Source organism: Lactiplantibacillus plajomi (assembly GCF_005405405.1).
Classification (GTDB): domain Bacteria; phylum Bacillota; class Bacilli; order Lactobacillales; family Lactobacillaceae; genus Lactiplantibacillus; species Lactiplantibacillus plajomi.
This window is the reverse complement of the sequence record NZ_BJDZ01000001.1, coordinates 86,494-112,468: the sequence shown is the minus strand read 5'-3', so window position 1 is coordinate 112,468 and position 25,975 is coordinate 86,494. Positions and strand designations below refer to the sequence as shown.

Annotated in this window: 23 protein-coding genes, 2 tRNA genes and 1 pseudogene; 16 read left to right on the top strand and 10 right to left on the bottom strand. The window is 48.4% G+C overall.

Annotation, left to right across the window (positions count from 1 at the left end):
• Positions 1-3 precede the first annotated feature (3 nt).
• The 3 genes from FFM82_RS00535 to FFM82_RS00525 all read left to right on the top strand — a co-directional run bounded on the left by FFM82_RS00535 (position 4) and on the right by FFM82_RS00525 (position 1,798).
• Positions 4-777 (top strand): response regulator transcription factor, encoded by a 774-nt coding sequence (locus tag FFM82_RS00535; protein ID WP_137643910.1) that lies wholly within the window; start codon positions 4-6, stop codon positions 775-777.
• Between the two features lie 153 nt (positions 778-930).
• Positions 931-1,281 carry a hypothetical protein gene (locus FFM82_RS00530; RefSeq protein ID WP_137643909.1) on the top strand — a complete coding sequence of 117 codons (351 nt, stop codon included), beginning with the start codon at positions 931-933 and terminating at the stop codon, positions 1,279-1,281.
• 142 nt (positions 1,282-1,423) lie between these two features.
• Positions 1,424-1,798 (top strand): hypothetical protein, encoded by a 375-nt coding sequence (locus tag FFM82_RS00525; protein ID WP_137643908.1) that lies wholly within the window; start codon positions 1,424-1,426, stop codon positions 1,796-1,798.
• 64 nt (positions 1,799-1,862) lie between these two features.
• Here the strand turns inward: FFM82_RS00525 and FFM82_RS00520 are convergent, their stop codons facing one another.
• Positions 1,863-2,555, bottom strand: a complete 693-nt coding sequence (locus FFM82_RS00520) for a CPBP family intramembrane glutamic endopeptidase (RefSeq protein ID WP_137643907.1) — start codon at positions 2,553-2,555, stop codon at positions 1,863-1,865.
• A 594-nt stretch (positions 2,556-3,149) separates the two neighbouring features.
• Here FFM82_RS00520 and FFM82_RS13650 point away from each other — a divergent pair.
• Positions 3,150-3,766 (top strand): annotated as a pseudogene (locus FFM82_RS13650) (IS30 family transposase); the annotation flags it as partial.
• Positions 3,767-4,054: 288 nt separating this feature from the next.
• Here FFM82_RS13650 and FFM82_RS00510 read toward each other — a convergent pair.
• Positions 4,055-5,845 (bottom strand): putative glycosyltransferase family protein, encoded by a 1,791-nt coding sequence (locus tag FFM82_RS00510; RefSeq protein WP_137643906.1) that lies wholly within the window; start codon positions 5,843-5,845, stop codon positions 4,055-4,057.
• Between the two features lie 450 nt (positions 5,846-6,295).
• Here FFM82_RS00510 and FFM82_RS00505 point away from each other — a divergent pair, with 450 nt between their 5' ends.
• Positions 6,296-6,439 carry an IS3 family transposase gene (locus tag FFM82_RS00505; protein WP_137643947.1) on the top strand — a complete coding sequence of 48 codons (144 nt, stop codon included), beginning with the start codon at positions 6,296-6,298 and terminating at the stop codon, positions 6,437-6,439.
• Between the two features lie 111 nt (positions 6,440-6,550).
• On the opposite strand, the gene FFM82_RS00500 is transcribed toward FFM82_RS00505, so the two are convergent.
• On the bottom strand, positions 6,551-7,027 hold the full coding sequence (locus FFM82_RS00500; protein WP_137643905.1) for a MarR family winged helix-turn-helix transcriptional regulator: 477 nt from the start codon (positions 7,025-7,027) through the stop codon (positions 6,551-6,553).
• Positions 7,028-7,136: 109 nt separating this feature from the next.
• Entirely contained in the window at positions 7,137-7,649 is a 513-nt protein-coding gene (locus FFM82_RS00495; RefSeq protein ID WP_137643904.1) for a hypothetical protein, read from the bottom strand.
• Between the two features lie 117 nt (positions 7,650-7,766).
• On the opposite strand from FFM82_RS00495, the gene FFM82_RS00490 reads away from it, so the two are divergent.
• On the top strand, positions 7,767-8,054 hold the full coding sequence (locus FFM82_RS00490; RefSeq protein ID WP_137643903.1) for a hypothetical protein: 288 nt from the start codon (positions 7,767-7,769) through the stop codon (positions 8,052-8,054).
• Between the two features lie 573 nt (positions 8,055-8,627).
• On the opposite strand, the gene FFM82_RS00485 is transcribed toward FFM82_RS00490, so the two are convergent.
• Positions 8,628-8,711: transfer RNA gene (locus tag FFM82_RS00485), tRNA-Leu, on the bottom strand.
• Between the two features lie 157 nt (positions 8,712-8,868).
• Between FFM82_RS00485 and FFM82_RS00480 the strand changes: the two genes are divergently transcribed.
• Positions 8,869-8,941 (top strand) — tRNA-His (locus tag FFM82_RS00480).
• A gap of 100 nt (positions 8,942-9,041) precedes the next feature.
• Here FFM82_RS00480 and FFM82_RS00475 read toward each other — a convergent pair.
• Together FFM82_RS00475 and FFM82_RS00470 are read right to left on the bottom strand one after the other, a co-directional pair.
• Positions 9,042-9,467 (bottom strand): hypothetical protein, encoded by a 426-nt coding sequence (locus tag FFM82_RS00475; RefSeq protein ID WP_137643902.1) that lies wholly within the window; start codon positions 9,465-9,467, stop codon positions 9,042-9,044.
• Positions 9,468-9,614: 147 nt separating this feature from the next.
• Positions 9,615-10,628: a hypothetical protein gene (locus FFM82_RS00470; RefSeq protein ID WP_137643901.1), complete on the bottom strand. Its 1,014-nt coding sequence runs from the start codon at positions 10,626-10,628 to the stop codon at positions 9,615-9,617.
• A gap of 163 nt (positions 10,629-10,791) precedes the next feature.
• On the opposite strand from FFM82_RS00470, the gene FFM82_RS00465 reads away from it, so the two are divergent.
• Positions 10,792-11,271, top strand: a complete 480-nt coding sequence (locus FFM82_RS00465; protein WP_170178162.1) for a GtrA family protein — start codon at positions 10,792-10,794, stop codon at positions 11,269-11,271.
• Positions 11,272-11,323: 52 nt separating this feature from the next.
• On the opposite strand, the gene FFM82_RS00460 is transcribed toward FFM82_RS00465, so the two are convergent.
• The 3 genes from FFM82_RS00460 to metE all read right to left on the bottom strand — a co-directional run bounded on the left by FFM82_RS00460 (position 11,324) and on the right by metE (position 15,932).
• Complete coding sequence (locus FFM82_RS00460; RefSeq protein ID WP_137643899.1) at positions 11,324-11,683, bottom strand: DUF1516 family protein; 360 nt, start codon at positions 11,681-11,683, stop codon at positions 11,324-11,326.
• Positions 11,684-11,755: 72 nt separating this feature from the next.
• Positions 11,756-13,612, bottom strand: coding sequence for a bifunctional homocysteine S-methyltransferase/methylenetetrahydrofolate reductase (locus FFM82_RS00455; protein WP_137643898.1), 1,857 nt, complete (start codon positions 13,610-13,612; stop codon positions 11,756-11,758).
• Positions 13,613-13,625: 13 nt separating this feature from the next.
• Positions 13,626-15,932: a 5-methyltetrahydropteroyltriglutamate--homocysteine S-methyltransferase gene (metE, locus tag FFM82_RS00450; RefSeq protein ID WP_137643897.1), complete on the bottom strand. Its 2,307-nt coding sequence runs from the start codon at positions 15,930-15,932 to the stop codon at positions 13,626-13,628.
• Positions 15,933-16,509: 577 nt separating this feature from the next.
• Between metE and FFM82_RS00445 the strand changes: the two genes are divergently transcribed.
• From FFM82_RS00445 to FFM82_RS00410, 8 genes are all read left to right on the top strand, one after another.
• Entirely contained in the window at positions 16,510-17,211 is a 702-nt protein-coding gene (locus tag FFM82_RS00445; protein ID WP_137643896.1) for an IspD/TarI family cytidylyltransferase, read from the top strand.
• A gap of 2 nt (positions 17,212-17,213) precedes the next feature.
• Positions 17,214-18,239 (top strand): ribitol-5-phosphate dehydrogenase, encoded by a 1,026-nt coding sequence (locus tag FFM82_RS00440; RefSeq protein WP_137643895.1) that lies wholly within the window; start codon positions 17,214-17,216, stop codon positions 18,237-18,239.
• Positions 18,227-19,375, top strand: coding sequence for a CDP-glycerol glycerophosphotransferase family protein (locus FFM82_RS00435; protein WP_137643894.1), 1,149 nt, complete (start codon positions 18,227-18,229; stop codon positions 19,373-19,375). The genes FFM82_RS00440 and FFM82_RS00435 overlap by 13 nt, the downstream gene beginning before the upstream one ends.
• Positions 19,376-19,392: 17 nt before the next feature.
• On the top strand, positions 19,393-21,270 hold the full coding sequence (locus FFM82_RS00430; RefSeq protein WP_137643893.1) for a CDP-glycerol glycerophosphotransferase family protein: 1,878 nt from the start codon (positions 19,393-19,395) through the stop codon (positions 21,268-21,270).
• Positions 21,271-21,623: 353 nt separating this feature from the next.
• Positions 21,624-23,243 (top strand): sulfotransferase family protein, encoded by a 1,620-nt coding sequence (locus tag FFM82_RS00425; RefSeq protein WP_137643892.1) that lies wholly within the window; start codon positions 21,624-21,626, stop codon positions 23,241-23,243.
• Complete coding sequence (sat, locus tag FFM82_RS00420; RefSeq protein WP_137643891.1) at positions 23,221-24,396, top strand: sulfate adenylyltransferase; 1,176 nt, start codon at positions 23,221-23,223, stop codon at positions 24,394-24,396. The genes FFM82_RS00425 and sat overlap by 23 nt, the downstream gene beginning before the upstream one ends.
• Positions 24,393-25,010: an adenylyl-sulfate kinase gene (gene cysC / locus FFM82_RS00415; protein ID WP_137643890.1), complete on the top strand. Its 618-nt coding sequence runs from the start codon at positions 24,393-24,395 to the stop codon at positions 25,008-25,010. The genes sat and cysC overlap by 4 nt, the downstream gene beginning before the upstream one ends.
• Entirely contained in the window at positions 25,003-25,971 is a 969-nt protein-coding gene (locus FFM82_RS00410) for a DHH family phosphoesterase (RefSeq protein WP_137643889.1), read from the top strand. Before cysC ends, FFM82_RS00410 begins: the two co-directional genes overlap by 8 nt.
• Positions 25,972-25,975: the final 4 nt, after the last annotated feature.

Below are 25,975 nucleotides of genomic sequence, written 5' to 3'. Positions count from 1 at the left end.
CGCATGTTAAAAACGTTCGTTGTTGAAGATAATCCGGAGCAGTTAGCAACGCTAAGAGAAATTATTGCTAACCACATTATGATTAATGAATTTGACATGGCCCTGACTTTGGCAACGCCGCGCGCCCAAGAATTACTGGATTATTTGGACGGTCAACCCGTTCAGGAAGGACTCTATTTTTTGGATATTGAGTATCCTGAACAAGAGTTGAACGGATTGACGCTGGCTAGTAAGATTCGCGAACAAGACGTTAACGCTAAAATCGTGTTTGTTTCGACGCACGCCGAGATGGCTTTCTTGACATTTGAACGCCGCATTGAGCCACTTGATTTTATCGTTAAGGATCTGGGTGCGGCCACGGTCAAAGAAAAGGTCGAAACAGATATCCGCGTGGCTTACGAACGCTATACGAAACAAGGCGTCGCTAGTGAAGCGATGTTTTCCTATGCGAAGGGTGGTCAGTTATTCAACGTGCCATTAGCGCAAGTTTTGTTCATTGAAACCGGTATGAGCCGTAATAGGCTGGTACTGCACTTAGAGGAGCGGCTGGTTCAGTATAACGGTAAAATTAGTGACGAAACGACGGCCCACCCGGAGTTGTTCCGAGTGCATAAGAGTTTTCTGGTTAATCCGCAAAAATTAGTCCGGATCGATAAGAAACACCAGCTGGGTTACTTTGCGAATGGCGAAACCGTCGATATTGCAACCCGAAAAATGCGGGACTTAGTCAAACTGATTCAAAAGTCTCAGTGGACGGTCACGTTTGATGAGAACTAAAATGTAACAAAATCGCAAAAGTTGAACATTCTGAAACCACGGTGGTGCAACCTATTTAGAGGTTTGCACCTTTTTTGTGTCGCAACCGAACTTTCTGAGTATCATGAAGACATTAAAATACCGGTTATGGGGATCGGTCTGGGGGTGTGTGATGTGCGACGGTTTTGGTCGTTAGGACTATTAATTTTGGCAAGTTGTATCGTCATTGTTGGGCTGGAATACAGCCTACGTGGCGGGTATCAACGGCAGCATACGCGGGCGCTGACGGTCAAACTGGACTATCACACAAAAACGCGAACGGCGACGATTAGTGGTCGGACCAAGCAGGGGGTCATCGTGACCTTGCAAAGTGGTAACCGGCGACGCCGAGTAATTTCTAATAAGCAGAACGGACGCTTCAGTGTTCAGATGCCCGTTCAGAAAACTCAGTCGGTGGTTGTTCGGGTCGTAGGACAAAAAGCGCAAGTTTTAACGGTCACAACGGGGTCAAAGAGTTCGGGATAATTTAAACTGCTAAGCGGTGGTACTACCACGGTTTAGCAGTTTTTATTTGCTAAAAAAGTTTAAAACTTCCCAAAAAACGCTGAGTTGGCGTCCTTTTTAGCGTATGGTGGAACTATTAAAACAGGGGAATGAGAGGACGAGTATGTTAATTATTGGCAGCATCCTGGCGGTAGGTATTGTTGGGACGGTGATCCTGCGGTGGGGATTTCATTTTCGCTTATCAATGGGGACGATTACGGAGACGGCGTTTGCCTGTTCATTATTAAATATCGGGGTATTCCTGCTCTTCATCTTGCTGGGCCAAATTACGGGGCCAACGTTCTTTGCACAACAGGCTTACATTCCGCTTTACCGCTTCTTTCAGGGTGGTTTGATTCCGATTATTGGGATTGTGGTTTCAATTATCGGAATGGTGCGTGAACGCGGGTTAATGAACTGGTGGTTATTGCAGTTTAACGTGTTATTCTTGATCTTTGACTTGTTGCTGGTTTGGTTCGGTGATTTGGCAGGGTATTGAATCCTAAAAAAACATAATTAAAAATGAGCTGGTGGCACTTCAATAAATTCTTGGGGGGCCATTTTTAGGTAATCTGATAGATCATCACGCCCATTGCGGCCGCGTTGATGACAAAATGCAATAGAATTGAAGTTTGAATTTTATGGGAATGCCAGTACACGGTTGCTAAAATTAGCCCCATCATCACGTAAATTAACCAGCTCGCAAGCGTTGAGCTACTGTGCAGGCTACCGAATACGAGACCGCTTAGAATGATTTTTAAACTCCCGTGATTCAAGAATAGGTTCATCAAGGCGCCGCGGAAGATCAATTCCTCAACGATGGGTGTTAAGATGACGGCGCTAAAGCCCATCAGCCAGAGTGCGATCGTGCTGCCACTCATCAAGTTTTTGATAATTGAATTATTTTCAGTTTCGGATTGGCTGTAAACCAGGCGATTAACGAGCTCAAAGGCCCCTTCGCAAAGAATAATGCAGAAATAGCTGCCCCAAACTAGTCGCCAGTCGTGTGGGGTTAGTCGCGTCCATTGATCCGATACGGCGTAGTGGCGCATCGTCACCCCGGCAACCATCGCCACGATGGCAAAAACCAGAAAATATAGGCAGGTTGCCGCAATTTGCCACCCAACCAAGGCTGGTTGACCAATCAATTCGTTAATTAATCTAAGTAACATTGGTGGCACTTGAATGCCCACTAATAATCCCGCCATGACTAGAACTCGCCATAGCCAAGCTAACACCAGGTCTATACTTGTCATTTGCCCACCGCCCTCTAGCTAAATTTTAGCGCAATCGCGGTCATTCATCACGTAATCGCAAATATAAAGTGATAGCTGGTTGCCTATTACTTGAAATAATTATTTATATAGAAAAACAATCATACTTCTAAAGAAATATATATATTAACTAACGTTTTAGGGCAAATATTCACACTTTCTTCACAATTATGTAATAGCATATAATCGTACCTAATAGTTATATACTTGTTCATTTTACTCCCCCAAAGTGGATGGACAAGCAAGTACAATCCCCCATATTGTACTTAAACCTAACTCTTTGGCCCTACTGCTATCAAGCGGTAGAGTCATTTTTTTATATTTGTGCAGTTAATTACTAACACTTAGTTTCTTTGGAAATAAATATAATGATTTTAAATTAATATACATTTAAATTCAAAACATAAATTAAATAAAAGGCTATAGGGATCTACTCTTAAATTACCATAAAATAGAGGGAGGTCGTACAACAGGGTTAAAGTGAATCCCCCTCTAAGTTGGAGTAAATCCAAATTTAGGGGGGATTAGGTTCTCAATTAAAATAACAAGTATTGAGCGAATACTTACAGGCGTAAATGGTCCCCAGAACAAATTGCAGGACGTTTACATTTTGAGCATAGTAACTGGAAAATCAGCTATAATCCAATTTATCGTGGGATTGCTTTGAATAATCTTGGTGAAAAGCGTCAAAGTCATGGTGCCCGTGGCATTTCCCGTCAGTTAAGACATCGGGGTAAAACGCGCAAAGTTAAGGGAACTATCAAGAAACGGCATGGTCGTTTTAACGATGTGTCTTCGATCCATGAATGCCCCCGTTCAGCTAAAAATAGAACTCGGTTTGGCATTGGAAAGGTGATACAGTGCGTGGTAAAACTGGACGCTCAGCGTTGGTGACACTGGTAGACCGTAAATCACGATACTTATTAGCGGAACGGGTTAGTAAAGTCGCGGCTGAGCCTGTGGCATAAGCTATGATAGGCTTATTAAATAACGTTACACCGAAGCGGGTAAAGACAATTGCGCCTGATTGTGGAACTGAGTTTGCCAAATATCAAGACATCATTGACACTTTAGAAACACCAGTGTTTTTCCCGAATTCACACGCACCACAACAATGTGGAACTGATGAAAGCATTAACGGTTTAATTTGCGAATACTTTTCTCAAGGAACTGATTTGAACGATTTAAATGACTAGGAGATTATCGCATTCGTTACAGATTTAAATAGCTGTCCACGCAAGGTCTTGTAGTAAGTGAAGTTTTCTTCGACAAAAAGTAGCGCTTGATTTGATAATTCGCCATTTAAGACGTTTCTTGTACGTTATTTGGATAAAGCTACAAAGAAAGTTGGAATTGTCACGATAGGCTTAAACATCATGAAGTTGGTTACGCTAATGATTGATTGCAGGAATTGCTTAGCAATTAAAACGGATGAGAGACTAAACTTTGGTCTCTCATCCGTTTTAGATGTTAATCAGTTATTATAGTGATAAATGGTGCCTATTTTGAACTACTTTAATGGTTTTAACAACTAAGATAACTAATAGCGTTATTGGCCAGAGTATTAATGAAATCCAAATCAAGGTAGATACTGTTTTGGAAGTGTGGTAATTAATAGTGGCGACATTATTCCCTGGTTTTGACTGAACAATTGGATTACCAATTTGCGTTGTTGTTAATTTTGTAGCTTTCACGTTATGTTTATTGAGTGTTATATTGCTATGTGCATAGATAACGGCGGGGAGCGTTACTTGCTTAGTGGTTTTCGAATACCATTTTATTTTTAAAGTACCATCGCTGAGTACAAACTTATCAAACCCATTGTTTTTTATGAGATTAGTGGAAACTAGAGCGTACGGATGCATTTTAAGATAGTGTGCTGGATCAACTTTTGTATGAGTGGGTAAGTAGTCGGGAGTTGATTTGGGCACTACTTTTAAACCTTTACTTAAATTGGCTGACCGGAATGCTCCTCGAATTTGATCTGCAGTTAAATGCTTACGTTTAACGATAGCATTCGTTGCGCTGATTGGTTGATCAGAGTGCCAAGTTTGTGCTAACTGAGTCATGTTCATATAAGTATTAAACGCGGCAAACGTTGCGACTAATAATAGACTTCCAGTTAAGATTGGTCGTAATTTTGAGTAGTGAACAGCGTTTTCGCTGCAACTAAGTGCGATAGCTGTAAATAGGAAAACCACTGCAATTCCACGAATTCGCGATGGATATTGCATTAAAGTTGTTAATGATGGGAAGGCAGCTCCCAGAAAATTCCAGAGCATTAATTTAGAAGAAAGTAGTAAGAAAAATCCACCTATAAATGAAAAAATTAGATTGTTTCTTGAAACTTGCTTTAAATGAGTTGCTACATATATTAATTGTATGATTAATAAAATTGATAAGGTCAATCCAAGTTGTGTTTCAGTTTCTTCGGCAAATGAGAGTTTCATTGCGCCTGCATCTAAGTTCTGATATGGCCAAGTTGATAATAAATGGTTTCCATGGTAAACATCTAATAGACTACCCCAGACATTTAGGGTTAATAGCAGCGCTATGGTACCGGCAAAGGCAACTTGACGGAAAAAGGCTAATTTATTTTTATGAATAATTAAACCGATGATAAACAAGATGACGAGCGCAACAACCGCGAATAACGCACTCAGAAAATGGGTTTCAACGATTAGTGCCATTGAAAGCGCAAGTCCCCAGATACGTAGGGGACGATCTTCCTCTAAGAAATCGATAGCATAATAGAGAACGTAGGGAATAAGTATTAATCCAACAGAGGTAAAGTGTTGTTTGGTAATCCAAGCTGTAACGGAGACGCTAGTCATAAATAATATGCCGGCAATTAATGCGAATGTTTGTTCTGCGCCAGTTCTTTTGGCAAGCAAAAATAAACCATAGCCAGCAATGACTAAGACTAGGAGGTTGATAATAACTTGAAATTTAAGCCAGCTCCCAGTTAATAGCAAAATAGTTCCTAATAGATAACTCATTAAGGGCCCATACAGTGGGGTAATGATTCGACCAGCCTGTTGGAAGCCATAATTAGATTGGAAATAGTTGAAATTGCCGGTACGAATTTGTTGAGCTGTATCGTAAATCCGATTAAAATGAAAAATTGCATCTGATCCTAGGACAATACTTTTAGTTAGAATTTGGGGTACTAATAAAGCAATTGCGACAATGGTGATGATTAAAAATGCTTTAGTTTTTAATAAGGTAGCTTCGTGATTATTATCTGATACCTTTATGTTAATGATGTCCAACTCCTTTTATTAAGATAAACCTTGAGTATTATAGCATGAATACGAGCATCAGTTGAATTGTCTAAAATTCTATAAGAAAAAGTAGCATAAATGTCCAAATGAAAAGCTGCTTTGTGAAAATCTCTAGAACTTTCACAAAGTAGCTTTTATTAAATATAAAGGGCAAAAAGATTAGTATATTGATTGCTCTGTTATCATAATTGGTGATATGAAATAATTACTTTCATAGTGACAGTCGTTGAAAATTAACTATTACGCTATTTTTGTGTAATTTAAAGAAGATTCGATGAGAAATCATCTTATGAGAGCTAAATTGCGTTAGTAATCAAAGTATCCTAGGATGCTGGCTTTTGCATAATTCAACCGACATCTGAATGCAGCAACCAGTTGTTTAACATTTGCAGGTTAAGGATGTGTAAGGCCTCTTTATCAATAAGGCCGAGTGGTTAACTGGATTTCTCCCCATGCCAAAGCTTAGATGAGCTTGAAGCAGTTTTAAAAGAATATGTCGAATGGTTTAATTGCCAGTGGGTGTCATTGAAAATAAAAGGTATGTCCCCAACCGAATATCAGGAACACACCTCAGCAGTATAAAAATTATTTACTTTCGTCTAACCTTTTTGTTGTATTTCACTTAGCTTCCAGTCTGTTTTATTTATACACACAAGTTAGTCTTCCTGTAACCCGTTCATACTTGGTTATAATTTAAAGTTGATCATCGGAAAACTTAACTTGTTTAGGATCGGCAGCTTTGATCCGTTCAGACGCGAAATTGACGATGTTGCGCGTCTCGTTGTACGTCTTTTCATCCATGCCCAGTAGGTCCATGCACGAGTTAACGTGGGCAAAAATTTCGGGTTTTGCGTCGATTGCCTTTTGTGACAGTGAAATGTTGACTTGGCGTTCATCGTTTTCGTCGCGTTTGCGCTCGACCCATCCCTGGGTTTGCATCCGCTTTAGTAATGGGGTCAGGGTTCCGCTGTCGAGGTTGACGTGCGAGCCTAATTCCCGTACCGTCATCGGACTATTTTCCCACAAGGCCAAAAGCGTGATGTACTGGGGATAGGTAAGCTTAAATGGCGCTAACGCATCCGCGTAGAAACGGTTGAACCGCTTGCTAGCCGTATACAGAGCAAAGCAAAGTTGCTCATCTAATAAAATATTTTTGGTTGGTGTTGCCATTAAACTAGCCTCCTTGATTCTCTTTCTAGTACATTGTACGCAATTAATTAGCCAAATGCAATTGATATTACGTGAACTTATAAATTTAAATGTAAAATATTATGAACGGTTAGCTCGCGAGCTTACCATTCTGGTGTCCAATGGCTTGCAAAAATAGTTGCGCCATGGCTTGTTGGTTGATTGTCACCTGGTGACTATCGGTAAAGGCGTATAGCGGAACTTGATCGGGTAAACTTTTCGCCACTTGATTACGGACTGGAATTTGGCAAATCTGACTGGCGTGGTCGTGCTTAAGTGCCGACTGTTCAGTGGTTGCGCGATTGATCTTTAAGGTCGTCACGACTTGGTGACTGGCCTGCTTTGCCTGTGAATCGTGCGTCACGTGGATGCCGTGGAGCCGGGAACGTAACTGGAACCCGGACGGGGCGGTCAATTGTAAGCGTTGCTTGACGACTAGGTCGTAATTTTGTTGGTTATCAATATTCTTTAGTCGTAATTTAAAATGACCAAAGGGGACGACCCGGTCTTGGTGATTAACGGGTAAGGTATGTTGATCAAACTTGGTGGTCGTGGTGACCGGTTCAAAAGTATACTTTTGTAAAAGTTCTGTTACTGATGTCAAAATATCACTCCCTAAGCCCCAATGTAGTCTCTCAGCAAGCGATGGTCAATTATTTTCCCGCAGTTTGCGAGCTGACCTAATATCAAGTAAAATTAAGGGGACAGGGGGTTGAACACGATGTTTATGACAACCGGAGATTTACAACGTGCGCACATGGTTAAGGGCGTCGTTTCAGTAACAAAACACTTAATGTTTGAATCGGATGAAATTGACCAATTTGAACGCTTTGATGATTTAATTGAACAGGTTAAGCCGGCTCTATTGCAAAAGGCGGCTGATAACGATGGTGACGGCCTGATTTACGTGCATTTCAACACGGAAATCGCTCAGATGAGTGTCGCCCCCCGGTTTTTGATTGTGACCGGGTACGGAACGGTCGTTAAGCTGGTTGATCCGGGTAAGTAGGCTTGTTCAGGTTTAGTTTGTAAACTGAACAGTCAGGTGGTGAACGTACGGCTACCTAAGTACTAACGGATGTTTATTCAGTTAACCGTTTGAAAAGTGAACTGGCGCTTGCTGTAGTTACCAAGTTTGGCTAAAATAATAGCTGTAATTTTGACGCTGGTGGTCAGGTCAGTGTTCATTTTTACTTGGGGGAGTCTACATGGCAAGTTGTTGGTCTGTTCATTAACTTGATGAATGATCAGCTTGTTCAGTTAAAAAGAAACACGCTGTTCAGCTTGGGGCTGAATAGCGTGTTTTTGTATATGTTGTTGATAAGGGTGATGGTGCGACTAAAAATTGATACGCTAAGTAGCATATACGTTCCTGGAATTATTTGAAGCAGAAACTGACCTTTGAGCTAATCTTGCTATATAGAACATTTTAAAAGAATCATTTGATACTTTTGAACTAACCATACTAAAGACTATTTTGATTACTGTATTGTATGGTTTATAAATTTAATATATGTTAAAAATAAAAACCCCGCTTAAGCGAGGTTTCAAATGGTTAAGTACCATCAAAGCTGATAAATTATGCCCCAGGCAGGATTCGAACCTGTACATTGTTTCCAATACAGCGACCTGAACGCTGCGCGTCTGCCAGTTCCGCCACTGGGGCATGAATATTTAACAACATCGTTAATTATAACGAATAATCAGCAAAAAAGAAACCTTTTTTGATATTTATGCAAAAAAAATTGCAAATTGTCAAAACGCCCTATGCAAACCATTAAACTAGTGTATACTAGTTAGTGTTGATGTTAATCAACGTGATGGCGGTAGTGGCGAAGTGGTTAACGCACCGGATTGTGGCTCCGGCACGCGTGGGTTCGATTCCCACCTACCGCCCTTATATTAATGGAAAGGTAACGCGCAGGCGTTACCTTTTTTATATTAAAAAGTCGCAGTTGTAAATGTCCAAATGACACTTACAACTGCGACACTACGTCTAATCTAACTGTTTCGTCACAATTTTTCCATCTAAATACACAAAGTAACGTTGCAGGAGCGGGCCGCGCTGTTGATCAGCGGTGACCTTGAACGCGTTAACTTGGTAGTAGTGGTGGCCGCGACCATCAACGTTGACGCTTGGAACGGCACTGAACTGTTGATCACGCGGCGCACCTAAAACCTGTTGGACGGCCGCGGCAGCCTTAGTCGCACTGGTAATGTGGTCGTCAGTCGCCTGGTACTGCTTGCCGGTTTGCCGGCTTGCACTGGCGTCCTGGGCCTTAGCGCTCGCTTGGCTGGAAGCGGACTGGGCCGCCGCGGTAATCCGTTTTTGCTGGGTTGTTGAAACGCCGGTCGCCGCTGGTGAAGCGCAGCCACTGAGTAACAGGAGCGCTCCGAATCCCAATAAGGTGAATCTCCGCACGAATTGGCGCCTCCTAACGGTTGGTGACTTGTGACAAACTCGGGTAGTGGGTCTGACTAATAATTTGGTAATCCTTACTAGCCATGATGCCGATACTAACCAATAAGAAGATGACCAACAACAATCGTTTCATGGTAAGCACCTCGTTTATTTCCAGTTTGGCACCCAGATGACCCGGTCAATTTGTTCGGGGATTGCCGTGACCCGTTGGCCGGCCTTGGAACCAGATTCGACCGCCACCGTGTAAGTGGTTGGGGCCGCGTCAACTTGCACGACCGAACCGCGTTGGCCATCGACGGTGTCGACCAAACTGTATAGCGGAATTTCATCATTGTCAATTTCTAACTCGTACAACGTAAATTGAAGGAAGTAAGACTTGTGCCCAGTCTTAATTTTAAGCGGTGTCCCGACCGCTCCGTAATCCGGTAAGTCGCGTTGTTGAGCGTTCGGATCGACCATGTACTGCATTTCATCGACCGCGTCGATGGCCATCTTCCACTCACCACCGGTCAAGTGGGTCTTCGAAGACAAGGTCATTACGGAGTTGGCGTAGATGTCGATCACGTTAAAGGCTTCGTTGACCTGCTTTTTAGGTAGGTAACCGACCGTGTAACCGTGGTCGGCAATTTTCAAGTCGACCCGGACGGAACGGTGGGGACCGTCGACTTCTTCAACGAGTTGAATTTCGCCAATGTTAGCGTTGGCATCGACCCGGTATTTTTTATCGTAAAGGTAGTCGGCCTTCAGCCCGGATTCGTTATAGCCATTATAGGGCTTAAAATAACCGCGGGCGATCGCGTCTTTCAACGCGGCTTCGAATTCCTTTTGGTAGTAGTCTAAGCCAATCACGTAGGACCGGAAAATGGCCCGAGAATTAGCGGTAATTCGCCGGGTGTGCGGCGTTTTGACCGCGTGGGGCGTCGTGGTCCGTAACTGGGTCCGAAAGCCTTCGTTTTGGGTCGTCAGCTTAGTGATTTCGCGTTCCTGTTCCTGATTCGCCAAGCTTTGGTGGACTAGCCGGGTCCGGATCGATTTCAACAACGCGGCTTGCTTATCGGCGTCCTGTTTAAGATGATGGCTTTTAGAAGCCAAAGTGATTACAATAATAAGTAAGATCAGGCAGGTAATTAGCAGCCCGAAGATGATTAGAAAAGTTGTCATATACGTTCACTCCAAGACAAATTGCAGATTAATACTTTAAGTATAGTTTACGGCGTTGACAAACGCCAATTTTTTAGGAAAGCTTGTCAGTACCCCGTTGAATGGGTTATGATGGCTATTGCTTAATTAACTGAAATATTTTAAGAAACGGCGGCGAACGACAGTGCAGTGGTTAACTAAAGTCTACCGGCGATATCATTATTTTTGGAAATATGCGATTTTTGGGTTTATGGCCGCACTCGTTAACGTTGTGGCTTTTTGGGTCTTACATTCAGTGCTTGGGGAACACTACCTGTTCTCTAACACGATTGCGTGGATCATCGCCACTTTATTCAGCTTTTTTTCGAACAAGGCGGTGGTCTTCCGCTCCAAGTCGACTAATTTTTGGCACTGGTGCCGGGAATTTATCGGCTTCATGCTAACGCGCGGCTTATCCTACTTCTTTGATACGGCCGTGATGTTTGTTGGCATTTCGGTCCTGTTTTGGGGACCGATGCTGGTTAAAGTGATTGATCAAGTCCTAGTAGGGCTCTTTAATTACGGGACCTCGCGACTGATCTTTATGGAACATAATCAAAAAATGCGGATGCGGCGTGACCTCATGAAGCGGCTCGGTAGCCGGAATTGGAACGACACGCCTTAAATAATGTGATGAATTGGTCCCTAGTTTTCTAGTCGAAAACGGGGGCCTTTTTTTAGAACCAGTGGCCACTAACGATGAGGTGCAGGCCGACGCCACAACCGGCCGTTAAAATAAAGCCGGCAACTAGTAGTACCCGTAAACGGCCGGTCAAATGGCTTTCCTGCAGGCGGGCGAAGGCCACTTCGGTCAGTCCGATCGTTGCTAAGCCGAGCCCCGCCTTGAGCAAGGTGAGCCACCAGTTCGTGGCGAAAGTTTGCGTTGCCAGGTAGACGCCGGTGATGATTAATAGTAGGTAACCGAGTCGACTTAAAATTAAGTAGCGGTTGGCACTCTTGATAGCGCGACGGGTCAAGCCCAGCGTCACCATCAGTGCGAGCCAGATCCAGCCGCCGATGTGTAGCCATAGAAACATGTAAAACGCCTCCGAATTCACGATTCATGTCTAATTTTAGCATGAAAGTGAGTTGCGGAGGCGTTAAGTTTTTTAAGCGGTTGCCGTCAGGTTCTTTTGGTGGACGTAGTTGACTAGCTCGATGACCGTCCGGTAGCGGTTAAAGGGGGTCACGATGTGGACGCCGTTGAAACCCGTACAGATGCCGTCGATTAGTTCCTTAGCAATTTGAATACCGACGGCGCGTTCGTTACCGTCAAGTTCTGCTTGGGCCATCCGGTCGCGCAAGGCTTGCGGTAAGCGGATGCCATGAACTTCGTGGTGTAAAAACTCGGCGTTGCGGCGCGATACCAGCGGCATTACGCCGACGAATACCGGCACGTGCAAGTCGCTTGCGGCTAGCGCTGTCGCTAATTTGGTGACGTTGGCCAGGTCAAATACCGGTTGGGTGATCAGGTAGTCGCAGCCGTAACTTAGTTTCCGTTCGATGCCCTTAGTGGAAATCGTGGTCCGTGGGGCGTTCGGATTGAAAGCTGCGGCGACTCGGAAGTCACAAGTTTGTTTTAACGATTTTCCGGTCGGACCGATGCCGCTATTGAAGCTCTTGATCAACTTGATCAGTTCGACCGAGCGGACGTCGCCGACCGAGGTCGCTCCGGGAAAGTCCCCTAATTTAGCCGGGTCACCGGTGACCGCCAGAATGTCTTCGATGCCCAAGCTGTGCAGCCCCATGATTTCGGATTGTAAGCCAATTAAGTTGTGATCGCGGGTCGTCAGGTGAACGATTGGGTTGATCCCGTAGTTGAGTTTGAGTTGGGCAGCAACGGTGGTGTTGGCAATCCGGACTTCGGCCAGTGAATTATCCGACAGCGTAATGCCGTCGACGCCGGCCGCTTTCAGCCGGGCCGCACCGCGGAAAAACTTATCGGTTTCAAAATTGCGCGGCGGGTCCAGTTCGACTAACGCCGTTTTTTGCGTGATAACCTTGGTCAAGAAGGGGTGCTGACTGCTCGTTGGGGTTAGTGGTGCGGTTGTGCGCGGGTGCTGGCTGACGTGGCGACTGACTAAGTCCCGACTACTGAGCCCGCGAACGGTAGCGGCGGTGTGTAGCGGCGTGGTGCCGCAGCAGCCACCAATCAGACTAAGCCCTAGTTGGCGGAACCGTTCGGCGTAGCTTTGAAAGTAACTTGGTTCACCGTCGTAAACGACGTCACCGGCCGCATCGGTCCCCGGTAAGCCAGCGTTCGGGTAAACGGCCAGTTGAATGGTCGCCGGCACGGCGAGGTGCTTGAACGATTCGGCTAAGTAGTACGGTCCCAAACGGCAGTTAGTCCCGACCACGTCCGCCCCGGCCGCGGCGAGTTGCCGAATGGCGCTAGCAAAGCTAGTCCCGTCGCGTAGCACGCCGGCCGCCAGCATGGAGACGTTGGCAATGACGGGCAGGGACGTTGCTTGTTTCACCAGTTTGAGGGCGGCGAGCAGTTCCGGTAAATCGTAATAAGTTTCTAGCAAAATGCCGTCTAACTGGTTGGTTGCGAGTAGTGCCGTCAGCTGTTCGGTTAAGCTGGCCTGAATTTCTGTTTGGCTGGCCCGTTGAATGCCTTGGTCGGTGTCGCCGGCCAGACCACCGATCGTGCCTAAAATGTAAACCGGGTGGTCGGCCGTTTGACGGGCCTTAACGGCGAGGTGGACGGCGGCCTGGTTGATGGCCGTGACCTGGTCTTCAAGGTCGTAGCGGGCGAGCTTCAGCCGGTTGGCGGCGTAAGTGTTGGTTTGAATGACGTCCGCTCCGGCACTGATATAGGACTGGTGAACCCGCAAAATCGTGTCCGGGTGGGTCAAGTTTAAGTTTTCAAAGGCAGAAGCGATGCCGTAATTACCGTATAGCAGGGTGCCCATCGCGCCGTCCGCGACGAGGACCCGTTGGCGGAGTGCTTGTCTAAGATCCATTGGCGGGGCCTCCCTACTTAGTGGTGGCGCCGAGCTGGTCGAGAACGGCGTTGCGGGCAGCCACCATGTTAGTTAAGGCGGCCAAAGTTTCCGGTTCTTGGCGGGTCTTTAAGCCACAGTCGGGGTTGATCCAGAACTGGTGGACGTCGATGACCCGCAGCGCCCGTTGGATGTTGGCGGTGATTTCCGCCACGCTAGGGACCCGTGGACTGTGAATGTCGTAGACGCCCAACCCGATTTCTTTATCATAAGCGTGTTCCTCAAAGGCGCTGATGATTTCACCGTGCGAACGCGAAGTTTCGATTGAAATGACGTCGGCGTCCAACGCCTTAATCGTGGCGATGATGTCGCTGAAGTTCGAGTAGCACATGTGGGTGTGAATCTGGGTATCATCGCGGACACCGCTGGTCGTAATTTTAAACGAATACACCGCTTCGTCGAGGTAGGCTTGCCAGTGGCGCCGTTTTAGTGGTAACCCTTCGCGGAGCGCCGGTTCGTCGACTTGAATAATCTTGATACCGGCTTTTTCCAAGTTCAAGACTTCTTGGCGGAGGGCCAGCGCGATTTGATTTTGGACCTGAGCTTTTGAAATGTCATCGCGGACGAAGCTCCAGTTAATGATTGTCAGTGGCGCCGTTAACATGCCCTTGACCGGCTTAGTCGTCAAACTCTGGGCGTAGACTGATTCAGCTACGGTAATCGGCTTGGTGTACGCCACGTCACCGAAAATCACTGGTGGCCGAACCGCCCGGGAACCGTACGATTGCACCCAGCCGTTTTGGGTGGCGTAAAAGCCGGTCAGTTTCTGACCGAAGTATTCGACCATGTCGGTCCGTTCAAATTCACCGTGAACCAGCACGTCTAATCCCAATTCGGTCTGCAGGTTGATCCAGCGCTTTGTTTCCGCGTGCAGAAAGGCTTGATAATCAGCGTCTGATAAGTTGCCCTTGCGCCAGGCAGCCCGTTTAGCGCGAACGGCGCGGCTTTGCGGAAAGCTCCCAATCGTGGTGGTGGGCAGTAACGGCAAGTTAAGGCGCGCGTGTTGCTGTTGAATCCGGCTGGCAAACGGCGCGTGCCGTTCGAAGTGTTGTCGTGGCAGTTGCGCTTCGGCGTCACGGACGGCCTGGTTATTGCGGTGACTCGAAGCGTTGAGGGCCGCCAGGTTAGCGGCATTACGGTCGAAATCCGCCTGGACACTGGCAATACCGTGGTTAGCCGCGGCGGTCAGCAACCGTAGTTCAGTTAGTTTTTCGTCAGCAAACGCCAAGCCGCCGAGTAAGACCGGGTCGGCCTTGGGTTCGTTACGGGTCGTAATCGGCACGTGCAGGAGTGAGTTCGCCGGTTGTAGCCAGAGGTGGTCGTGGTCCACGAAGGTTAATAGCCGCTGAACGAGTGCGGCTTTTTGGTGTAGATCACTCGCCCAGACGTTGTGGCCGTCAATGATGCCGGCGGCGAGGATCTTATCGGATGGGAAACCGCTGGTCGTTAGGTGGTCGAGATTTTCACCGTGGTCGTGAACCAGGTCGAGACCAATTGCCTGAACCGGTAAATCGACGACCTGGTCGTAGCAGTCGAGGCTGTCAAAGTAAGTTTGCAGTTCAATGTTGAGGGTCGGTGCGGCGGCCCGTAAGTTGGTTAACGCGGCCCGGTAAGGCGCGATGTCAGCGGGGTCGGTGACCTGAACTAACGTCGGTTCGTCGAGTTGAATCCAGCTGGCTCCGGCCGCGGCTAATTCTTGGAAAACTTGCACGTAGTAGGGGAGTAGTTTTGGCAACAGTTCGGCGACCGCCGCGTCATTTAGGTAGTGACCGTGGCGTTTACCGAGTTTAAGGAAGGAAACTGGCCCGAGCAGAACGGGCTTGCCATCGATGCCAAGTTCTTGCTTGGCTTCTTGGTAGTAACGTAGCCAGCGGTTATCAAGTAGTTGAAAGTCGGCGTTGTCGAATTCCGGCACGATGTAGTGGTAATTGATATTGAACCACTTAGTCATTTCGGCGGCGACCGCCGTTTTTGACCCGCGCGCCAGGGCGTAGTAGTCGGTCAGGCTTAGGCGGTGATCAAAGTGACCGTAGCGGGCGGGAATCACCCCGAACGCGGTGATCGTGTCCAACACGTGATCGTAGTCGGAGTTATCAGCGACCGGAATCAGGTCGACCCCCAGTGCCCGCTGCTTTTCTAAGTTAGCGAGCCGTAACGCCTTTGCGCGGTCGTGGAAGGTCGCGTCGTCAAAGTCACCCTTCCAAAAATGTTCGAGTAGGTGTTTCCATTCGCGGTGCTCGCCTAAGCGGGGGTACCCTAAATTACTATTAATAACGGTCATGCGGACCACTCCTTTTAAGTTAAATTAAGCATAAAAAACGGCAACTTCCTCCCAAAAGGACGAAGTTGCCGTTCGTGGTACCACCTTAGTTTACCAATACCTCACGATATTGATCTTATCCCGTACGTTTCATACGGTAGCTTGCTAACAGAAGCTGGCTGTCATCACCTAGCAGGTGCTCAGTGGTGCCGTTTAAGGGCCATTTTCATTCACCGTTCTCCGGCCTGGTTTCCACTGTTCCAGACTCACTGCACGGCACTAGCGAACTACTTTCCCTCGCAGGACGTTCTTAACTTTTTAACTTGCATAGAAATTACCACCGTTTTCTCATTTAGTCAAATCTAATTTTAATCTTTATTGTTAAATATTAATTTATTTATTTGTAGAATTCGGTTTTTACGGTCATTAGGCCGGTGTTTGGGCCATGAAATATTTTTATGTTAATAATAACTGGCCAACGCCGGAGCGGTTAATTTTCAAACCTTATAACGGTTCGGGTCGCATTTCTGTCATAAAAAGGTCACAATCGTTGGCTAAGATAGTGGCTAATATCTAAAGTCGATGGGAGTAATGCAATGTGATTTACGCACAAATATTAGCCGGTGGTAAGGGCTCACGGATGGGAAACGTTCCGATGCCCAAACAATTTTTAACCTTGGCCGGTAAACCGATTCTGATCCACACGATTGAAAAGTTTACGTTGGAAGCCCGCTTTGACGCGATTATTGTTGTGTGCCCGCCTGACTGGGTCAGCCACGCTCGCGACCTGGTGGCTAAGACCATTGATGATCCGCGAGTTCGCGTGATCGCCGGTGGAGCTGAGCGTAATGACACCTTAATGAAGGGCATCGATTACATTCAACGCACCTTTGGGACCCACGATGACGACGTGGTGGTGACCCACGACGCCGTCCGACCGTTTGTGACCGAACGCATCATTCACGACAACATCGAAGCGGTTTTAAAAGCGCCGGCCGTTGATACGGTCGTGCCGGCAATCGATACGATCGTTCAGGGGCAAACTGCCACCATCGCGGAGATTCCGGTACGCGAAACGATGTACCAGGGTCAAACGCCGCAGAGTTTTCAAATCAAAACGTTGGTGGCGTCGTACGCGGCGCTCGATGACGCTCAGAAGGCCAGCTTGTCGGATTCCTGCAAAATTTGCTTATTGGCGGGGCACCCGGTGACGATGGTCCGCGGCGAGAACTGGAACTTTAAAATCACAACCCCGTACGACTTACGGGTCGCTTCTGCGTTAGTAGAAAAGAGGGCTTAACCATGTTGAATCAAGTTTATCGCTTAGTGTCCGCCCGGCAATTCGAGGTCCAAACGGTCGCGGAAGCGGTGGTCACGGATGAACTCGTTGTTCGCCCCCGCTACCTTTCCGTTTGCCACGCGGACCAACGGTACTTCACCGGCCAGCGCCCCGACGCCATTTTGCGCCAGAAGTTACCGATGGCCTTGATTCACGAAGGCATCGGAACGGTCGTTCATGATCCCGCCGGTGAGTTGGCGGTGGGGACGACGGTCGCCATCATTCCCAACACGCCAACCCAACACGATCCAATTATTAATGAAAATTACCTGCCGAGTTCAAAATTTCGGTCAAGCGGTTTTGACGGTATCATGCAGGAATACGTTGTGCTGCAACGCGACCGGGTGTTACCGTTACCTGCCGACTTCAACGCACCGGTGAGTGCCTTTATCGAGATGGTGTCAGTTGGCGTACAGGGCTTAAGCCGCTTAGAAACGGTGATGGACGCCGATCAACGGGTCATCGGAATTTGGGGTGACGGTAACCTAGGTTACATTACCGCAACGCTAGTCAAGCAGATCTTTCCGGATAGTCAACTGGTGATTTTTGGCCGGCATCGATCCAAGCTCGACTACTTTTCCTTCGCTGATAAAACGGTCTTAGTTGACCAGATTCCGCGTGATTTAGTGGTTAGCCAGGCGCTAGAATGTACCGGTGGTCGGGGAAGTGAAGCGGCCATTAGTCAGATCGTCAAGCACCTACGACCAATGGGCAGCGCGGTGCTAATGGGCGTTTCTGAAGAACCGGTCGCCATCGATACCCGTTCGGTACTAGCCCGTGGCATTACCTTACGCGGGGTTAGCCGCAGCGGCCGTGCCGATTTTGAACGGGCGGTCGCGATTTTAAAGGCTAGCCCAGTCACCCGTGAACGGTTGCAAAACCTAGTGGGCTTTACCCGTAAAGTTAGGACGATTCAAGATATCGTGGCTTTCTTTGAGCACGACCTGACGAATTACTGGGGTAAGGCGGTGATGGAATGGGACGTTTGACGGCCAAAACAATTAAGCTGAACCTATTGCGATTTGGCTTTAATTGCTATTACCAAGTATGTAGCCGGATAGGGTCCGTACGTCCAAAACAGATTGTGTTTGTCACGATGCGCAGTGCGAAACTAACCGATAACCTGCGGGCTGTGCATAACCGGATGGCGCAAGATGGCCAATACAAGTTGCGGACATTGTGCTATCAGTACGACCGTAGCTGGCAAAGTAAGTTTGGCTTTTTAGTCGCTTCGTTACGGACGTTACGGCTCTTGGCGCATTCGGAAGTGATGGTGATCGATGATTACTGCTTTCCGTTAGACACCATTCGTAAGCGACCGCAGAATCAGGTCGTCCAACTTTGGCACGCTATCGGAACCTTGAAAAAATTTGGGCTGAGTTTGCCCCAACCACGGCAGAACGTCCTCAAAGCGCACCAAAATTACGACTGGGTACTGATCAACAGTGCGGCGGACAGGTCCGCTTACGTTGAGGCGTTCGATATCGCACCGGAGCGGGTCGTGGCGACCGGCGCACCGATGCTCGATCAGCTCGTGGCACAACGACCGGACCAGCACGCCGCTTCAAAAAGACTCTTGTATGCACCAACTTACCGTTCTGGCAAGACTGGACAGGAAGAGTTGCTGGCGATTATCCAATGTTTTATCCGCGCCACCCGCCAATTAGCTCAGCCGTGGGAGGTCTATATTTCAATTCACCCGTACGTTGCCTGGCCGAAAGTGCGCTTACCAAAAAACGTGCACGTCTTCCAAGATGCGACGCGGGTCAAACAATTACTAGCCAGTACCGACCTGTTCGTCACTGACTACTCGTCGTTGTCACTGAGCTTTAGTTACTTTGACCGGCCAATCTTGTTATATACACCTGACTTTGAACGCTATGTTCGAACTGGCGGCTTTTACGTTGACTATTACAAGTACTTAAACGTCCCGCATTTTAACCGGGCCGACCAGCTGGTGACATACTTAAACCATAATTTGAGCCAGTATCCGCTTGCGGGGGTGCAACGTCTGCGCCAGCGGACCTTTGACCACCAGGATGGCCAGAATACGCAACGGGTGGTCACATTTTTGACGACGCTGATTAAAAAGCAGCCGGTGGGTTGTGAAACCAATGAAAATTAAGAAGTGGGGAATTAAGCATGTTACAACGACTAAAACGAATCGCACGCCGAATTTTACTCGGACGCCGACCCAGTAGCGCGGGGCCGCAAGCGGAAGCCACAACCGAACTTCAGCGGACGGGGTTAAACGAGCCGCGCTTGGACCAGGATGCGGAATCCCTGATCAAGCGTTCGGTGACGACCTTAGACTTTAACCGCTCTTACTTATCGTTAGTTGGGCGCGCCTGGTTTGAAAATTATCCGGAAAGTGACCCGGAAAAAATTATTAAGAGTTTGGTGCTGGTTGACGAACAGGGGCAAGAAATTGAAGTGCCACTGGTCAATCAATCAGTGCAATTAGCCGATTTTCCGCAGGCCGGGTACGCTGGTAACGTCAACTTTTCGACTATCAGTGACGGTAAACCGTTACAACCGGGGCGTTATCAAATCTTGCTCCAACTAAAGCAGTACCTGAAAAAGGGCTGGTTGATTCGCCGGACGACTCTTGGACAAGTGGTGGGGGTGGACCGTGATCTGAATTACACGGCCAAAATGACGAGTTACAGCGCCCATAGTAATAAATCGTTTCGGCTAACGTTGCAATACAGCTTGGCGTTGCAAGGCTTAACGGTGATGTCGGATAAGTTGAGTGACATTGATCCGGCCGAAAACCAATTGGACGCGACGACCGGCTTTGAATCGGCGGCGCTCCGCGGGTTAAAACGACGAGTATTGAAGTGGTGGTACCGCTGGTATTGTTTGCGACCGATTAAGAAACGCCAGATTGCCTTTGTTTCCGACAGCCGGGTCACGATTTCTGGTAACTTTGAGTTCATTTACCAGGAATTGCAACGCCGTCAAAGTGATTTTCAAATCAAATTTTATTTGAAACCAAGCATTAAAGCGAAAAAAAGTTGGCGTGAGACCCGCACGCTGGCTAAAGCGTTGGCCACTAGCCGCTACGTAATTTTAGATGACTTTTACCCGTTAGTTTACCCGTTACGGATTCGGGAAAACGCCGACCTGATTCAGGCCTGGCACGCGGTCGGCGCCTTTAAGACCTTTGGCTACAGCCGTTTAGGGATGCCGGGTGGACCGAAAGCCCAGTCACTCAACCACCGAAACTACACGCGGGCGTTGGTGTCATCGCATAACGTGGCGGATAAGTACGCCGAGGGGTTCGGTATCAGTACGGACAAAGTCGCACCGTTAGGCATACCGCGAACCGATATTTTCTTTGATGAAGCCAAGAAGCGCGCCATTCGCGCACGTTTAACCGAAGAATTACCGTTTATTAAGGGTAAAAAGGTGATCCTGTTTGCGCCGACCTTTCGCGGTAACGGCCAGCAGTCGGCCTACTACCCGTTTGAAATGTTGAACTTTAAAAAGATTTACGCGGCGTTGCACGAAGATTACGTCTTCTTGTTGAAGATTCACCCGTTTGTGCAAAATAAGCCGACCTTACCGTACGAGTTTGCCGACTTTTACCACGACGTGTCCGATTACCGTGAAATCAACGACTTATTGTTGGTCGCCGACCAGCTGATTACCGATTATTCGTCGGTCTGCTTTGAATACGCGTTACTCGGGCGACCGATGGTTTTCTTTGCACCGGACTTAGCGGATTATATGCGCTCACGGAGTTTTTACTTCAACTACTTCGACTTTATTCCCGGTTCCCTTGCGGAGAACACGACTGACCTGATTACGCAGCTGCAGCACCCCCAGGTCGATCAGCAAAAGTTGACCGGTTTCGTGAACTTTTTCTTTGATGACTTGGACGGGCGGGCTTCGGCACGGTTCGTCGACGCGCTTGAAAATAACTTTGGCGCCACGGATGATGCGGTGGTCACCCCCAGTGACGGCCCACAATATAGTGAAGATGGTAAACAACTCCCAAATTGGGGTAAGCCGTAATCCGACCCTTCAAAATTTGACAAGTCGCTTCAGTCGTTGACTGGAACGGCTTTTTATATTGCCGTCAATCAGGTCGAAAAGTTAAGCGGGTGAACTAACCCGGCTGACTTCTCCGTTAATGCTTTTAAAAACCGGTTGTAGTGGGGTTCGGGGAACTTCATATTTTCTGATTTTTTGGCTAGATTAGCCACGATTAACCCCATATTTACCAGTTGCCGGCTGGCTAAACGGGCACTTTTCATAGAATCGTCACTTTTTTTTCGTTTTAAAGCAACGGCTTTTCAGTATCTGCTTGATAGGATAATTTATGAGCTTTAGCTAAGGATGATCAAATCAAAGTAAGGAATGATGATATGAGTCAACACTTTTGGCAACGCCTATTTAATCACCGGCAACAGCACGCGGTCCTCGTACTAGGGAGTGGCCGCTCCGGAACGTCGGTCATGACGAAAAGCCTGAATTTAATGGGTGTCTCGCTGGGGACCGACCACTTATTGGCCCCCAGCAAACGTATCAATCCCAAGGGCTACTTTGAAAATAAGGATGTCATTAAAATCCATAAGTCACTGGGTAGTAAGATCCGTTACCGGCCGGCCACGGTCGGCTATTATGATCAGCCGCAAGTTAAGCGTGACCGGCAACGGCTAACCACTTATTTACGCGGCGCGTTTCAAAAGCAGGATAATTTGTTGATCAAGGATCCGCGGATGAACGATTATATCCAGCTCTGGCAACACGTTTTGGCGGATATTCACGTCACGCCGGTCGAAGTAATTTTGATTCGTAACCCGTTGGACGTGGTTTCTTCAAACGAACGGGCCTGGCACCGCGATAACACGCTCGCCATGCGTCAATGGCAGGTTCGGACCCTATTATCGTTGAAGGACACCCAACCGCAATCGCGAATACTGGTGACTTACGAGGACCTATTCGGCAACACTTTAGCGACCTTAAAACGGATTGCCAGCCAGTTTGACTTGCCGTGGCCCGCGGACGAAGGCCAGTTGCAGGCCCAACTAGACGATTTCATCGACCCGAGCTTACAACACAGCGACCACCACGAAAGTTTGGCCGCCTTTGAAGCCCGGACGGACGTGGCAGCGGACGTTAAAGCCCTCTATTTGTTGGCTCGTCAGGCAGCCGCCGACCCCGAATTCTTCGCGTCGACCGATTTTCAACAACAAATCGACCGGTTGCTGAGCGACTATTTAGACCGGTACGGGGCACTATACCGTGATTTTAATCCGAAAATTAACGGTCAAACGTTCTTTGTTTTTGGTGCCGACCAAACGAGCGTTGATCAAGTAAGCAACACTTTGGCGCACGCCGGGGTGGCAATGCAGGAAGGCACGGGGACCAGTCACGATGTTGCGCGCGATTTGGCCGCCCAGTTGGAAGACCGAACAATTGACCCACAAACTTACACCAAGGATTACCAGGTCTTAGCCCAAAAAGAACGCCTTAATAACTTTTTGCGCAAACAGGCGAAACAGCAGGATCGGTGGGGAATTGGCGACGTTGCTAATACCGAGATTCCCGAAATGCTGATGGCGGTCAGCACCGAACTGGGGTTAACGACTAATAACGTGGTCATCGTTGACGATTTAACCACCGGGACTCCGGCAGAACAACGGTTGCGGGTGCAACGACTGGTTCGAACGTTAGCTGCTTTACGGGGCCACGCTGTGACGGTAGTTCCCGCTGAAACACTCGCCGCGTCGGCGACCATTGACCAACTGAAAGCAATCGGCCAGCAGCGACCGGCCGTGGTCACGGCTAGTGATCAAGATGATGAAACGGCCCTGAGTGAACCAGTTGACTGGACCGCGTTAGCACAGGACTTAACCGAACTTTGCCAACGCGCCAGCCGTGATGCAACTGCACTTGCCCAATTAAATCAATTCGTGACAACTAATCAGCACGTGATTTTAGAACAGAAAGGTGACCTATATGCAAACAGTGTACGGAATTAAAGCCCATGGCGGCAAACTGATCAACTTAGAAGATTACAGTGAGGCGGCCCAACGTGAGGCCGCAACGTTGCCCAGCCTAACCATTAATAATTGGAACTTGTCAGACCTTGAATTGATCGGCATCGGTGGCTTTAGCCCGCTGACCGGCTTTATGACTAGCGATGATTACCACGCGGTCGTCAAAAATATGCATTTGATGAGCGGGGTCCTCTGGTCGATTCCGATTACACTACCGGTTAGCAAGGCGGTAGCGGCAACCATTGAACTCAATAGTAAGGTGGCGTTAAAGGATGCCAGTGGGACAATCTACGGGACCTTACGGGTCGAAGATAAGTACGTACCCGATAAGCAATTAGAAGCACAAAACGTTTACGGTACGACTGATACGGCTCATCCCGGCGTTAAGCGGCTGTTCGCTAATGGCGACGTCTACCTCGGTGGCGCCATTAAGTTATTAAAGCAACCGGACCACGGCGACTTCAGTGACTTCTACTTAGCACCGCTTGCGACCCGCAAATTGTTCCATGACCTAGGCTGGAAAACCATCGTGGGCTTTCAGACGCGTAATCCGATTCACCGGGCGCACGAATACATTCAAAAGCTGGCCTTGGAAAACGTTGACGGGCTCTTTTTGAACCCGTTAGTCGGTGAGACTAAGGCTGACGATATTCCGGCGGACGTCCGGATGGCTAGTTACCAGACGATTTTGAAATATTATTATCCCAAGGATCGCGTCCGCTTGGTGATCTACCCAGCAGCGATGCGTTACGCCGGTCCTAAGGAAGCCATTTTACACGCTATTGTGCGTAAAAATTACGGTTGTACCCACTTCATCGTTGGGCGCGACCACGCCGGGGTGGGTGACTACTACGGCACTTACGAAGCCCAGGAATTGATTAGTTCGGTCGAAGACGAACTTGGGATGCACTTCTTTAAGTTCGACAACGCCTTTTACTGCAAGCGCTGTGGCGCGATGGCGACCCAAAAAACTTGCCCGCACGGTGCTGACGACCACATTTCATTAAGTGGTACCAAGGTCCGGAAACTATTGAGCGACGGCATCGTGCCCCCGAAAGAGGTGTCGCGACCAGAAGTTGCCCAAACCTTGATTGATGGTTTGAAACGCAAACGGGAAGTGGAGGCGCACGCATGATTAAATCAGACCACATTACCTGGCAAACGTCCCAGGTCAGTAAACAGGAACGCCAGCAATTAGCCGGCCACCAAAGTGCCGTTTTATGGTTCACCGGTTTGTCGGGCTCCGGTAAGTCGACAATTGCTAACGCGGTCGAAAAGGCGTTGTACGACCAGGGCGTCGGCAGCTACGTTTTAGATGGCGATAACATGCGTTTTGGCCTCAATAAGAACCTCGGTTTTTCGGCGGCCGACCGCACGGAGAACATTCGCCGTATCGGTGAAGTGGCCAAGTTATTCGTTGACGCTGGAACGTTGACTTTGACCGCCTTTATTTCGCCGTACCGCGCCGACCGCGACCAAGTACGGGCGTTGTTAGCGGACCGCGAGTTCATCGAGGTGTTTGTCGATACGCCGTTAGCCGTTTGTGAGCAGCGCGACGTCAAACAGTTATACGCTAAGGCACGGCGTGGTGAAATTACCGGTTTTACAGGTATTGACGCACCGTACGAAGTACCGAACAATCCGGAAATTACCATTGATACGTCGGCCCAACCACTAGAAGTGTCGGTGAACCAGGTATTGGTTTACTTGCAGAATCACGGTTACCTAGGGGGGCGGCGCGATGACTAATCCGGGACTGTTAGCGGCCATGCAACGGGCCGTTGAAAACGCCCCCCGTATTTTTGTTTACCGCCATACGAATCCCGACCCGGATGCGATTGGCAGCCAGTTTGGTCTCGTCCAGCTCTTGCGAACGGCTTTTCCGGACAAACCGGTCGTGGCGGTTGGCAGCGTTCCTAACCATCTGACTTGGATTGCTACCAACGACACGCCGCCGCAACAACCCACGGCGGCCGACTTACTGGTGATGGTCGATTGTGCGAACCACGACCGGATTGCTGGTCACTGGCGGCAAGACGCGCCGATTATCAAGATTGATCACCACCCGAACCGGGATTCGTACGGAACGTTGAACTGGGTCGATGCCGGGTATAGCAGCTGTTCAGAAATGATTTACGCGTTGTACGCGGCTGATCGGACCCGGTTAACGATGACCACGACGATTGCCACCTTGCTCTACGCGGGCATTATCGGTGACACAGTCGGTTTTTCGACCCCCGCGACGTCGGCGAAAACTTTAGCAACGGCCAGTCAACTGGCGGCTTACGGGGTGGATATTGCAACGGTCAGTCACCACGCGGCCGACTTGACGCCTCAACTGGCCAAGCTGTCCGGCTACATTCTTAGCCACTTAGAAGTTGACGAGCTGGGCCTGGCCCACGTGGTCTTATCCCAGCCGGTCTTACAATCGTTAGCGGTGCCGTATGGTGATGAGGATGCCATCGTGGCGCTGCCTGGTAACCTTGCCAACGTTACGGCCTGGTTGATCTTCGTTGCGACCCCACAAGGCAATTACCGGGTCCACCTTCGTTCAAAGCGGGTACCGATCGACGCAGTGGCTAAACGGTTCGGTGGCGGCGGTCACGCGTTAGCCAGCGGGACCTTTGTCGCTGATTTAGACCAGGTCACCCAACTCGTGACGGTTGCGCACGCGACTTTAGCGACCGCGCTGATAACCGAACAAGGATAGGGGT